Source organism: Agaribacterium haliotis (assembly GCF_002312815.1).
Taxonomy (GTDB): domain Bacteria; phylum Pseudomonadota; class Gammaproteobacteria; order Pseudomonadales; family Cellvibrionaceae; genus Agaribacterium; species Agaribacterium haliotis.
Map to the genome: position 1 here is coordinate 489,876 of NZ_NKQJ01000001.1, position 12,698 is coordinate 502,573.

General features: G+C 52.1%; 12 protein-coding genes and 1 tRNA gene. 2 read left to right on the forward strand and 11 right to left on the reverse strand.

The genetic code is table 11. From position 1 onward, the window contains the following. Window positions 1–15 precede the first annotated feature (15 nt). Window positions 16–1,458 (forward strand): capsule assembly Wzi family protein, encoded by a 1,443-nt coding sequence (locus CFK45_RS02150; protein WP_239923507.1) that lies wholly within the window; start codon window positions 16–18, stop codon window positions 1,456–1,458. Beyond that, window positions 1,452–2,012, forward strand: coding sequence for a hypothetical protein (locus CFK45_RS02155; RefSeq protein ID WP_096084744.1), 561 nt, complete (start codon window positions 1,452–1,454; stop codon window positions 2,010–2,012). Before CFK45_RS02150 ends, CFK45_RS02155 begins: the two co-directional genes overlap by 7 nt. 114 nt (window positions 2,013–2,126) lie before the next feature. Here the strand turns inward: CFK45_RS02155 and rimI are convergent, their stop codons facing one another. The 11 genes from rimI to CFK45_RS02210 form a co-directional block, all read right to left on the reverse strand. Continuing rightward, window positions 2,127–2,609, reverse strand: a complete 483-nt coding sequence (gene rimI / locus CFK45_RS02160; protein WP_096084745.1) for a ribosomal protein S18-alanine N-acetyltransferase — start codon at window positions 2,607–2,609, stop codon at window positions 2,127–2,129. Further along, window positions 2,609–3,598 (reverse strand): hypothetical protein, encoded by a 990-nt coding sequence (locus CFK45_RS02165; protein ID WP_143247449.1) that lies wholly within the window; start codon window positions 3,596–3,598, stop codon window positions 2,609–2,611. The genes rimI and CFK45_RS02165 overlap by 1 nt, the downstream gene beginning before the upstream one ends. A gap of 87 nt (window positions 3,599–3,685) precedes the next feature. Then, window positions 3,686–5,233, reverse strand: a complete 1,548-nt coding sequence (locus CFK45_RS02170) for a 2-isopropylmalate synthase (RefSeq protein ID WP_096084747.1) — start codon at window positions 5,231–5,233, stop codon at window positions 3,686–3,688. A gap of 457 nt (window positions 5,234–5,690) precedes the next feature. Further along, window positions 5,691–6,143, reverse strand: coding sequence for a chemotaxis protein CheX (locus CFK45_RS02175; protein ID WP_096084748.1), 453 nt, complete (start codon window positions 6,141–6,143; stop codon window positions 5,691–5,693). Continuing rightward, the gene (locus tag CFK45_RS02180; RefSeq protein WP_096084900.1) at window positions 6,136–6,507 is read right to left on the reverse strand and encodes a response regulator transcription factor; all 372 of its coding nucleotides are present in this window, start codon (window positions 6,505–6,507) and stop codon (window positions 6,136–6,138) included. Before CFK45_RS02180 ends, CFK45_RS02175 begins: the two co-directional genes overlap by 8 nt. Before the next feature lie 99 nt (window positions 6,508–6,606). Then, window positions 6,607–8,700 carry an ATP-binding protein gene (locus tag CFK45_RS02185; protein ID WP_096084749.1) on the reverse strand — a complete coding sequence of 698 codons (2,094 nt, stop codon included), beginning with the start codon at window positions 8,698–8,700 and terminating at the stop codon, window positions 6,607–6,609. Between the two features lie 279 nt (window positions 8,701–8,979). After that, window positions 8,980–10,026: a quinolinate synthase NadA gene (gene nadA / locus CFK45_RS02190; protein WP_158224574.1), complete on the reverse strand. Its 1,047-nt coding sequence runs from the start codon at window positions 10,024–10,026 to the stop codon at window positions 8,980–8,982. A 104-nt stretch (window positions 10,027–10,130) separates the two neighbouring features. Then, window positions 10,131–10,206 (reverse strand) — tRNA-Lys (locus CFK45_RS02195). A gap of 252 nt (window positions 10,207–10,458) precedes the next feature. Next, a complete protein-coding gene (gene queC, locus CFK45_RS02200; protein WP_096084751.1) occupies window positions 10,459–11,139 on the reverse strand; it encodes a 7-cyano-7-deazaguanine synthase QueC in 681 nt (226 codons plus the stop codon). Window position 11,140: 1 nt separating this feature from the next. After that, a complete protein-coding gene (gene queE, locus CFK45_RS02205; RefSeq protein ID WP_096084752.1) occupies window positions 11,141–11,791 on the reverse strand; it encodes a 7-carboxy-7-deazaguanine synthase QueE in 651 nt (216 codons plus the stop codon). A gap of 144 nt (window positions 11,792–11,935) precedes the next feature. Continuing rightward, window positions 11,936–12,679, reverse strand: coding sequence for a YbgF trimerization domain-containing protein (locus CFK45_RS02210; protein ID WP_239923509.1), 744 nt, complete (start codon window positions 12,677–12,679; stop codon window positions 11,936–11,938). Window positions 12,680–12,698 lie beyond the last annotated feature (19 nt).

Here is a 12,698-nt window from a genome sequence, read left to right on the forward strand (position 1 = left end):
AGAAAAAGCGAATTTATGTCCAAAGCAATAAAACGCCATGCAAAGACACTGCTTGCCGCCGCGCTGTTTTTTACTGCGCACGCCAGCAGCGCCGGTTCTTTGTATATGCCGCTGAACGTATCGCCCGAGATTGATCGGCGCATCAACGAACTCTTTGTTGTTGCACAGATGCCTCAGGTAAAAAAGCCCTACCCGGTCAAACTAATTCATCAGGCGATGGAAAAAGTTGAAGACAGCCACCCGGGCTTAAGCTCAAGTGTGCGCAACTACTTGCAGCGCTACAGCCACAAAGTCGGCCTGAGCCATGTCTCTGCTGAAATTGCCGACGGCAGTGGTGCCACCTATGTCGAGCCCAACAACCGCGGTTACGACAGCAAGTCGCGCTACCAGGTCTCCGCCAATGCTTATTGGGTGGTCAACGATTTATTTGCGGTCAATGTCGGCGGCATGGCTGGCGAGCGCGAAGGCGATGCACTGAGCGAGTACGCCGAGGGCAGTTTTTTATCCATCGGCAGCGACTGGTTGCAGGCCGACATCGGTTATCGCAGCCACTGGTGGAGCCCGCTGCAAGACAGCGCCATGCTGCTAAGTTCACAGGCAGCGGCGATGCCAGGCATCACCTTAAGCAATATTAAACCGCTGACAGACTTCGGTTTTAGCTACGAAATTTTCTTACAGCAGATGTCCGAAAGCGACAAAATTCTAAGCGCTGAAAACCCGCCCGAGCGCCTTAGCGGCAACCCCAGATTGTTTGGTATGCACTTAGGTTTTGCGCCATTTGACGGTTTTCAGCTCGGCCTTAACCGCTTAATGCAATATGGCGGCGCCGATAGGGACGACAGCTTTAACACGCTGATTAAAGCCTTTTTTCAACCTTATGAGCAGGACAACAAAGGCGGCCAGGGCAATGACTTTGGCAACCAAGTCAGCTCTATTACCGTAAGCTACAGCTTTGAACACATTATCCCCATTGCTTTGAGCATGGAGTACGCCGGCGAAGATACTTCCGAAGCTTCAAGTAGCGGCTTGCTTGGCAATACCTCCTTGCTTTACGGCATCAACCTTCCCCGCCTCGGCAAGTTTTTTGCCCTGAACTGGGAACACGGGGAATGGCAAAACGCCTGGTACACCAACGGCAACTACGGCGATGGCCTGCGCCATTGGGATGCCATTATCGGCCACTGGGGCGCCGAGCAGAGAAACTTCAGCCAGGCCGTTGGCGCCAGCACCGACAGCCTCAAGCTTTACTGGGATGTGCGCTCAGGAACGTCTGTGGCCGCAACCTGGCGGCAAGTACGCAACAAAGAAACAAACAGCGCCATCTACAGCACCGGTGAAGAGTGGGGGCTGGAACTCAGCCAGGCTGCCGGCGAAATGATTTTCAACGTCAATATCAGTGCCGGCCAGACCGTTTTTGACGAAAGCTTTAGCCGTATTAGCGGAGGTCTGAGATGGTAAAACAACTCGCTATTGTCGGTATCGCTGTTAGCCTGCTACTGAGCTCAGCGGCACCCTTCGCCGCCGAGCTTGTGCTGCAGGCCGGTGTTCAGCAGTTCGATGGCAGCCAGGATAAGGGTCCGCAACAAGACGGCAGCGACGGCACGCTTGAGCTCAGCGGCTCATCGCCAAGCTTTGGCTTGGTGCTCTACAACAACATCGATACTAAGCAGCGCCACTGGCTTGGCGCCGGCTTTGATTATTACGAGCTCGAATCAATGGCCTTAAAAGGCTTTCGCGCGATTGATTACCAGTGGCGTTTTAGCGAACGTTTTTACACTGGTGCCTATATCGGCGCGGCCAGCCTGGACAGTGGTTATCCGCAAAACGGTTACTACTTTGGCGCATCGCTCGGCGCTTTTGTATGGCAAGACAAACTCAGCCTCAAAGCCGAATTGCGCCGCGGTGAAGGGCTGGCCAGAGACAAACTGCCCGATGAACAAGACGGCTCTGTGCAGCCGGATCTGTTTTTGGACTTTAACTCGCTTGCCCTGCAGTTGGGCTGGCACTTTTAGTGTTAGTGTTACTGGTACTGATACTGGTACTGGCTTGAGCCCGATTTAAAAAAGAGACCAAACAACAACTAAAAACAACAGAACAGGCGAGTTTAAGTCGCACAGCCGTCAGACTTAGACTCGCTCTGTGTTTGCCCGGGCCTGTTTTAGGTCAAGCCTCATCAGCAGCGCATCTTCACGACGGCCATCTGCAACACCGCTGCGGTAGTAGTTTTTACGCCGGCCGCACAGACTAAAGCCGAGCTTGTTATACAGAGCTTTAGCGGCGTCATTGCTCGCCCGAAGCTCCAGAAAAACCGAATTGATCGTTGGCCCCAGCTCATCGATAGCTGCGCGAATTAAAGCTTGAGCCAAACCCTGGCCGCGATGCGCTGGATGCACGGAAATAATTAGCAGCTCGGCTTCATCGGCGACAAAACTAAAAACAGCGTGGGCCAACCAATGGCCTTCAGAAACCATAGCTAAGCGCAGCCGTTTGGGGGCCAAGCTTGCCTGCTCAAGCGCCTGACGCGACCAGCCGTGTGGTGACGCAGCTGACTCTAAGCGAGCTAACGCATCGACATCTTCGCTCTGCCAGTGGCAAAGTTCAGCTCTCATCACAGCTTGGCAACGAGCGTCAGGGCCTGCCACAAACGGGCTTTCAGACGCGGCTGATAGAGCAAGTCTCTAAGTGCAGGTAACAGTAATACCGGCAGCTGATACGAAGGGCTGTGCTGCAGCGAAAAACACATCGTATCAAACGATGCGATATCGCGCTGGGGCGCTAACAAGAGCCGGGCGGCGTCCGCGCCCATTGCCACAAAAGCTTTTGGCGGCTGCCGGTGAAAACGGCTGTCAAAAAAATCAAACATCATATTCGCCGCCGCCTGCCAGGTTCTATCTTCAAGCGCAGTGCCCTCTAACGGCCAGCGCTGAAGCTCCATCGACGGGAGTTCGGTGACAGCCAGACAGCGCTTTAACACGGCGTGTAAAAGCGCTTGCGTCGGCAGCGCATCACCGGGCTGCTGGCTATCAATAAATTGCAGCTGCGCCGCGCTGTAAAGGGCAAGCTGAAACTCAGCTTCTGCGGGTGTTGCTGTTTTTTCCGGGCCGGAGGGCTCTTTATTCGCTGAGGGCTCTTCATGGGCTGAAGGCTCTTTATTAGCTAAAGGCTCTTTATTAGCCGATGACTCTGTATTGGCAGAAGGCTCTTTATCAGCATCTGTAGTGGATAGTGAAGAGTAAGACTCGCTATTAAAAGGCGCCGCGGGGGCTTCGGCAATGGCCTGTGCTGCTTGCGGTGCTGAACGCTTGGCGGCAGCTGGTTTTTTGTCAGGCTCGCCAGTAAGAGACTGCAGGACGCTGCTAAGCGCGGTTGGGCCCGTTAGGCCTGAGGCCGTTGCACCACTGTCTTGCGCCGTATCAGGCGCTGAGCCAGGCGATGAATTATAAGATTGAGCACGTTGTTGCGCCTCATGCTCTGTGTCGACAATCTTTATCGGCAGTGGGCAGGCGCGAGCAGCGGCGCTGTTGAGTAATAAGCGCCGCGGCACAAAACTTTCGATGCCCATGGCATCGAGGTAGTGCATACGGGATAGTTCATTCATGGCGCCAGTGTAACAGGAAAGCGCCCCCTAAACTGCGCTGCAGCGAGTTAGGGGGCGCTGCAAAACTTGCCAACAATTACACGCGTTCTACACGCCGTCGTGCTGAGGGTGACTTTTGCTGGCCGGCGCCGACAGTAAATTCAGCGCCATTAAATAAGCCTTCACCGAAGCCACAACAATATCGGTATCAGAGCCAACACCGTTGACAATATGGCCGTCTTTTTCAAGGCGAACCGTGACCTCGCCCTGAGAATCCGTACCCTGAGTAATGGCGTTGACTGAATACAGCTGCAGATCAGCCCGGCTTTCAGCAACGGCTTCAACAGCTTTGTAGGCGGCATCAACCGGGCCACTGCCATCGGAGCTGGTTTTCACATCTTTGCCGTCAACTTGCAAACTCAATTGCGCATGAGGCTTTTGGCCAGTTTTTGAGCTCACTTCCATATCAACCAACAGGAATTTCTCAGCCATGTCCTTGTGAGACGAGGATGAGACCAGAGCTTGCAAGTCTTCGTCAAAGATTTCGTGTTTTTTATCGGCCAGCTCTTTAAAGCGCGCAAACGCTAAATTTAAAGCGTCTTGAGAATCAAAGCTGATGCCAAGATCTTCAAAGCGCGCTTTTACCGCCGCGCGGCCGCTGTGCTTGCCGAGAACAATTTTATTGGTATTCCAGCCGACATCTTCGGCTTTCATTATCTCGTAAGTTTCGCGGTGCTTAAGCACCCCATCTTGGTGAATGCCGCTCTCGTGCGCAAAAGCATTGGCGCCAACGATGGCTTTATTCGGCTGCACAGGAAACCCCGTGACAGTGCTGACCAAGCGCGAGGTCGGCACGATATGCTCGGTTTGAATAGCCGTTTCAACCGGGTACAAATCCTTGCGTGTGCGCACGGCCATCACCACCTCTTCCAAGGCCGCGTTTCCGGCGCGCTCACCGAGGCCGTTGATGGTGCATTCAATCTGGCGCACCCCGTTCATCACCGCAGACAGCGAATTCGCCACCGCGAGCCCTAAATCGTTGTGACAGTGGGTTGAGAAAATTGCTTTATCGGCATTGGGCACCGCCTCGATCAAGCGCTTAAACATGGCGCCGTACTCGCCCGGTTCGCCGTAACCGACGGTATCGGGAATATTGATGGTGCCGGCACCGGCATCAATCGCCGCTTCGACAATGCGGCACATAAAGTCAAACTCTGAACGCGAACCGTCTTCGAGGCTGAACTCAACATCGCCGGTGTAATTTCGCGCGCGCTTTACGGCGTGAATCGCACGCTCAAGTACTGCGTCCGGCTCCATACGCAGTTTGTATTTCATATGGATCGGCGACGTCGCAATAAAGGTGTGAATGCGCGAGCGCTCGGCGTTTTTCAACGCTTCGGCCGCCCGGTCAATGTCGGCATCAACGGCGCGGGCCAAACTACAGACCGTGCTTTCACGCACGGCTTCGGCCACCGCTTTGACACTTTCAAAATCACCGGGGCTGGCAATAGCAAAGCCGGCCTCAATAACATCGACGCGCATTTTCTCAAGCATTTTGGCGATGCGGACTTTTTCATCGCGAGTCATCGACGCGCCGGGGCTTTGTTCACCATCGCGCAGCGTCGTATCAAAAATCACTAACTTGTCTTTAGACATGGTTTTTTCCTATAGGCTTCGCTTTTGGCCAAGCTCATCTTTGTGAATACGGTTTATATGGATTGTGCATAGAAACGCTTGCTTAGAGCTGTATTGAACAAACGTGTAACAACAGCTAATTCAAAGCAAATATTGGAGCGCTGATTCAAACAACTTCTTTACAGACAACCAAGAAGCCACTGAATCAGCTAGATAAGTCGACAGCCTAGACTAAGACTGCGAGCCAGCGCGGAAAAACAGGCAGACAGCATCGCACAGCCTGGAACGGCTGGGCAAAAAACACTGTTGTCGCGGGAAATAGACACGGCCTGTAAACTCAATCTGGCTTATTCAATGAGCACAGTTTAAGCACTACACAGGCACGCATCAAGATCCATCCTAACAAAATAGATATATTAGGATGAAAAAACACATATTTTCGGGTTAGACCGGAAGAAAGAAAACGCCCATCCTACGATCAGACGTTTTCCAAGCAAATTACTACTGCCGCGCTATAGGCTTTCCAGTAGATAGGAATAACGTAAGAGCGCAGCTGCTCGGGCAATTGGATTTTGCTGCCGTCGCCTTCAATCATTACCGGCACGCTGATCATAAACTCCTGGCCAAACTCAGAGCGGGCGTTACCGCTGATGGTGTTGGCAACTTCACCAACAATATCCATGATATTTTCGTTGCTGGTATCCTGCTCGCCGAGGCTCAGCAACAGGTGAGTCAGTAGGATCTTTGGCGCGGTGAAATAGACGGTGCCTTTGTAGGGCCCGCTAACACCGATAATGCCGGTGTAATCAAAGCAGGTCGGATCTCTATTTTCAACCAGGTAGGGCGCACCCACTTTGACATCTTTGTCGGAGGTGTGCTGAAAATAATTGAGCACACCATTGATAAAAATTTTAAGCGTATCTTCAGACATCAATGCCCTCCACCAGCTCTCCAAGAGCATCGTTTAATTGTTCACTGCTAAATGGCTTACACAAAAAACCGCGCGCGCCTTTTTCCAAAGCGAGAATGCCGGTTTCAACATCACTAAGTGCCGACACCACAAGGATGCGTGTTTCGGGCTTAATAGCAGTGATGCGTTCAACACATTCAATGCCGTCCATTTCCGGCATCGTTAAGTCCATGGTCACGACTTCGGCATCGGTTCGCTTGAGCATTGCTACCGCTTCTGCGCCGTTGCGTGCCATGCCAACAACATCAAAACGCGCGGCATCAGCGCTGCGCTCAATCTTTCGCCGAATGATATTGCTATCATCGACGATCATCAGTTTTAACATAAATCTACCTTGAACAAAGGAGGCTAAGCTGCGCAGCGGCGAGCTTAGCTCAAACAAAAAATCAGGCTAAATAACAAGTGCGAGCTCAGCCGTATCCGGCTAAGCCGCTTCAGATACCGCCGCAGGCGCCGGTAAAAACACCGATATCTTGGTGCCGTGGCCGCTGCGACTGGCAATGCGAATACGCCCGCGCATGGCGTTGACACGCTGGCGCAGTAAATCCATGCCCGCACCGGTACCTGCATCCATCGTGTGCTCGGCCGCGGTGCTAAAGCCCGGCTCAAAAATCAGCGAGGTCAGACGCTTGGCACTCCAGGATTCCAGCTCTGTCTCCGAGGCGATGCCGAGCTCGGCGGCTTTTTCCCGGATACGGTCAATATCAATACCGCCGCCATCATCTTTGACCACAAACTCAAGCTCGCCTTTCGAAGACTGGCTAAGGCGCAGCTCGATTTTGCCCTCGATATCTTTATTCAATTGCTCGCGCTCGCTTGGTGTCTCGATGCCGTGGGCAACGGCATTGCGGATACCTTGTATAGCAAAGTCGCTGAGCAGGCCGGACAGCTCTTTGCTCATCGGCACTTCCGACAGGCCACTGGTAAACAGTTGCACCTGCTTGCCACAGCGCAAACTGCTTTTGTTTAGCAGGTCCTCGAGGTGATGCCAATCACTGCTTATCGACTCGCTGCGAGCAGGCGCCTTGGCCCCGCTTGAAAATGCACCGAGTTTCGCCGTCAGTACCTGTACCGACTCGGTGTGTTTTACTAGTTTTTCCAGGCGCACAACCAAAGGCAGAAAGTCGTCTCCGGTAATATTATCTTTGCCGTGTACATCTTTGATATTGAGTTCAAACTCGTGTGTGAGCTCCTCAAAACTTTCGAGGTTCAAAGCTGAGGCCTCCCCCTTAATACGGTGTATCGCCACAAAGATCTGATCGAGTTTTCGTTTTAACGCAACATGACCTTTACTCGGTTCTCTAAGGATCGTATTGACATCGTCGGCGGCCTCTTCGACCTGTTTTAAATACAGCTTCAGCAAATCGGGGTTTGCGTGCAATATGCTGGTAAGTACTTCGATCTGCCTTTCGTTTTGCTCTTTACTCAAAGCCAGTTCGCGCTCGAGGCGAACTTTTTCACTAACATCAACAACAGTCACTAGTATGTCTTTTATTTTTCCGTCGTCGTAAACACGCTCGAAGGTAAAACTAAAGTACTTGGTTAAATAGTGCCCTTGGTTATCGCTGATATTTACCTCAATTTCTTTTAACGGGTTTAGATCGCCAATAAGATTACTTTTGATATCCTCGCGAAAAAGCAAAGCAATAAAACGCTGAGCAGTGCGCAAATCTTTATCGCTAACCATGCTTTCAAGTAAAGCTTCAAGGCTCAAACCACCGAGCTCTTTGCGCACAAACATGGTTTCTAGTGCTCGTGAATACTGCGAGCTGATAATGCGCTCTTTATCGAGTAGAAACAGGCCTTCGCCGACGGTTTCAAGAATTTCCGTGGTTTCTTTACGCGCACTTTCAATTTGTTTATCGGACTCGCGCAGCTGCCCGAGAAAATGCACAAGAATAATTAAGAAGTTAATAATCGCTAAAGTAATACCGACGGTTTGAATCCAGCGCAGGCGCGTCGCCTTTGAGGTTGCGACGTGCTCAAGTTCAACCGTTAAATTATTCATAAGCTTGAGCAAAGCCAAATTGTTCGCGCGGGCGTAGGCCAGCGCCGGCATCAGCGCTTGATTTAAGGCGAGCTCACCGTCGGCATTCAGCACGGCATTGATAAGTGTACTGTAGGGCTGCCAGATTTCTTTTGCTTCGACAATTGCCAAACGCGCAGCTGAACTGTTGGCCGCCTCCAGCACAACCTCACTGCCATCGGCACCGATCGCTTCACCGCCTTGGTCAAAAGCATTTAAGGTCGACGAAAATAGACGCTGAGTTAAATCGAGCTCATCAAGTGCGCGCTGCCGGGCTTGCTCATCCCCGGCGCTGTATTGAATATCGTGCAAACTTTTTACCATGCGCTGACTCAACATACGCTGGCGACCACTTAAGTTCACTCCAACTGCATCGTCGGCAATTTCAAAACTGATATAAAAGTTTAACGTCAGAACTGACGCATCAAGTAATAGGAACAGAGCAATCGAAACAACAATGTTTCTATATTTTCCCATAAGCGTGTCAAACACAAACCGCCCCTCAAAGATCCATTAAGCGTTATTGCAATAGGACTCGCTTTGCAGGGCTTGTGCCACAAAAACAAACTTAATAAAAAAGAATTAGAAAAATACAGAAAATGCACCAGTTACGCACTGGCGACGCTCAATAAGCGACCAAAAAAGAAAAAAAGAATAAAAAGGTGAAAAAAACGGGGCATGCTGCGCACCACGTTTTTACAAATTGTAAATACGCATGCGCACTTATAACGCATAAAATGGTTCTAAGACCATTTTATAACCGCTTGTTAATTATGCTTTGAAGTCGAGCATGCGCTGCAGAGGCAGTAGCGCTTGTTTAGCAAGCTCGGCATCAACCTCAATTTCATTATCTGCTTTGTCAAAAACAGCGGCGAGGCGCTCGAGCTCGTTCATTGCCATCCACGGGCAATTTGCGCAGCTGCGACAACTGGCACCACTGCCGCCTGTCGGCGCAATAATCAGCTCTTTGTCCGGGCAAGCCTGCTGCATCTTGTAGAAAATGCCCTGATCGGTGGCAACAATAAACTGCGGGTTCGGCAGCGTCGCCGTCGCCTGAATAAGCTGAGAAGTGGAGCCTACGGCATCGGCCAACTCAACCACTGGGGCTGGCGACTCGGGATGCACAAGCACTGCGGCATCGGGGTACTGAGCTTTTAGCTCGAGTAAACCCTGAGCCTTAAACTCTTCGTGAACAATGCAGGCACCATCCCAAAGCAGTACATCGGCGCCCGTCTCTTTGGCAACGTAGGAGCCCAGGTGTTTATCCGGCGCCCACAGTATTTTCTCGCCTTTTTTATCGAGATAATCAACAACCTTTAAAGCAATGCTCGATGTCACCACCCAATCGGCTCGCGCCTTAACGGCCGCCGAGGTGTTGGCGTAAACAACAACGGTTCGCTCGGGGTGCTGATCACAGAATTCGGCAAACTCTTTTGCCGGGCAGCCCAAATCAAGCGAGCAGGTCGCCTCGAGTGTCGGCATCAACACGCGTTTTTCCGGAGATAAAATTTTGGCGGTCTCCCCCATAAACTTTACCCCGGCGACAATTAGAGTCTCGGCTTCGTGGTTTTGACCAAAACGAGCCATTTCTAACGAGTCGGCCACACAGCCGCCGGTCTCTTCTGCCAGGGCCTGTATTTCAGGGTCACAGTAATAGTGAGCCACAAGCACGGCGTTTTCGCGCTCAAGCAGGGTTTTGATCTCTCCCTTTAACGCTTCGGCATTTTTGGGCCGCTCGTGCTTTTCAGCTAAGGCCTGATCTAAGAAGTGCTTAACCTGCTCGCGCAGCGCTTGGGGAGTGGGGGCAGTCTCTGTCATAAGAAAGGCAGTCGTGGATTTGCTTAGCATTATACCGAAACAAAAAAGGCCACCCAAAGGTGGCCTTTTTCTCAAAGGAAACAGCTTAATTGTTTCCTTGACTATGGTGGGTCGTACTGGATTCGAACCAGTGACCAATTGGTTAAAAGCCAACTGCTCTACCAACTGAGCTAACGACCCATAATTCTTTAACAATGTATTGCGCAACACAGTAGGTTGCACCAGCGCTGATCGATCTTGGTGAATCGAGCCTGAGCACACAGCTAGGTCTTTTAAAGCGCTTAGCGTGCTAGCGATGTTTTGCCAGCTGCCTCAAAGAGGCGCATATAGTAATGATTTAACCTGAAAACACAAGCGCTTTATTGCACTTTTTTAAACAAGCTTGCCTGCGGCCTTAACTGCAGCAGACGGCCTCAAATTCATCGGCCGCCATCACGCCTGATAGCGGGTTGGGTCGGCGATACCGGCGGCCTTAAAGCCCTCGGCGCGCAAGCGGCAACTATCGCATTTGCCACAGGCTTCACCGGCTTCGTTGGCCTGATAACAACTAACGGTTAACGCGTAATCAACACCGAGCTCAATACCCCGGCGCACAATTTCAGCCTTTGACAGCTTTAGCAGCGGCGCCTTGAGCTCGATCGGGCGTCCTTCAACACCGGCTTTTGTCGCCAGCGCCGCCATCGTTGCATAGGCACTTAAATATTCGGGCCGGCAATCGGGGTAGCCGCTGTAATCAACCGCATTGACGCCGATAAAAATAGCCTCGGCACCGAGTACCTCTGCCCAGCCGAGCGCAATCGATAAAAACACCGTATTGCGCGCCGGCACATACGTAACAGGAATGCCTTCAGATTCCGTCTCGGGCACGTCGATGCTGGCATCTGTCAATGCCGAACCGCCAATCGAGCGCAAGTCGAGGCCGACGGTTTTATGCTCAACAACCCCCATCGCCGCGCTAACTCTATCTGCAGCAGCGAGCTCTGAGCGATGGCGCTGGCCGTAGTCAAAGCTCAAACTAAAGCAGTCGTAGCCCTCTTTTTGGGCGATGGCAATAACCGTGGTTGAGTCCAGACCACCGGAGCTCAGCACAACCGCTCGTTTATTTGCACTCATATCAAACTCCCGGCTTATCGCCCCATAAAAGCTTGTGCAGTTGCAGCTGAAAACGCAGATTCAGACCTGAGTCGATGACCCACTGCGCCAACTGACTCGGATCAACTTGATTAAAGCTCGGTGATATCAGCACCGCAGCTACTCGCTCACACAAATTCAGCTCGCGAATTTTTAACTCCGCCCAGGCAAAGTCCCGCTCAGAGCAAATAACAAATTTGAGCTGGTCGCTCGGTTTAAGCAGCTCGATATTTTGCCAGCGATTGCGCTCGAGCTCACCGGAATCCGGAGTTTTCAAATCCATAACCACACTGACACGCTCGTCAACACCGGCAATATCCATCGCGCCACTGGTTTCCAGCGAAACTTGATAAGCGCGCTTACTCAGCTCGCTTAGAAGTGTCAGACAAGCCGGCTGGGCAAGCGGCTCACCGCCGGTCACACACACTTGGCGCGCGCCAAACTCGTCTAAGCGGGCAAAAATTTGCTCAAAGTCCAGGCGCTCACCGCCGTGAAAAGCGTATTCTGAATCGCAGTAGTGACAGCGCAAAGGGCAGCCGGTCAGGCGCACAAAACTTGTCGGCAGGCCAGCGGCCAAGGCCTCCCCCTGTAGCGACAAGAACATTTCAGTAATACGCAAACTGCGCTCAGTCATAGCTGACCTCATGCAAAAGCGCGGATTCTAGCGGCTATTAGCACAAAGCGCGAGAGCTAAAACAAACTCAGCCAGCGAGATAAGCCCGGGTAAAAAGGAGCTCGACAGAGCCCCTTACTACAAACACAAGCACATCAAAGCGGCTTAGAAATTCTCGCGAAGATAATTTTGTGCCAGCTTTGCGGCGCTGCTATTGCTGATCGAGACTTCCTGCAATAAAGCTTTGGCCTGACTGTCGTCACCCTGCTGATGTAACACGGTCGCCAATTTGTATTTGGCGTCGTTTGCCTTACTGTGCAGAGGGAATTCAGCCAGTAAACGCTCGAACCACTGGCGCGCCTCGGGCAACTCTGACTTGGCGAGGTGAACCTCTCCGAGCCAATACATTGAATTACCGGCATAGCGGCCTTTGGGGTACAGCGTTAAATGCTCCTGCAAACGCGCAACGCCGGCATCGTAGTTTTTCTCAACTAAGATCAGCTTGGTTGCACTTTTGTAGTGAGCCATTTCCGAGGCACTGTCGGCCTGCCCCGCTTGCGCAGCTTGTTGGCTCGCTACAGGCAGCGACGACGAACTTGCAGCGGGGCTGCGTGTCGCGCCGGCAGGTGCTGGCGCCGCCTGACCCAGTTCTGCGATGCGCCTGTCGAGGTCGACATAGTCGTCGAGGCGCTGCTGCTTTAACTGTTTGATCAGGTGGTTTTGCTCGTCGACCTGGCCACGCAGCTCCATCAATTCCTGCTGCATGAGCTGGATTTGGTAAAACAACTCTGCAATATTGTTGCTGGCAGGCGCTGCGGTTTGAGCGACAGGTCGCTCAATGGCACTGTCTTGGGCTTGTTCGCTAGTGGGCTCAGAGACGGGCCGGTCAACAACTTCGACCTGAGCCAAAACGAAAGAAGCCGCTGCC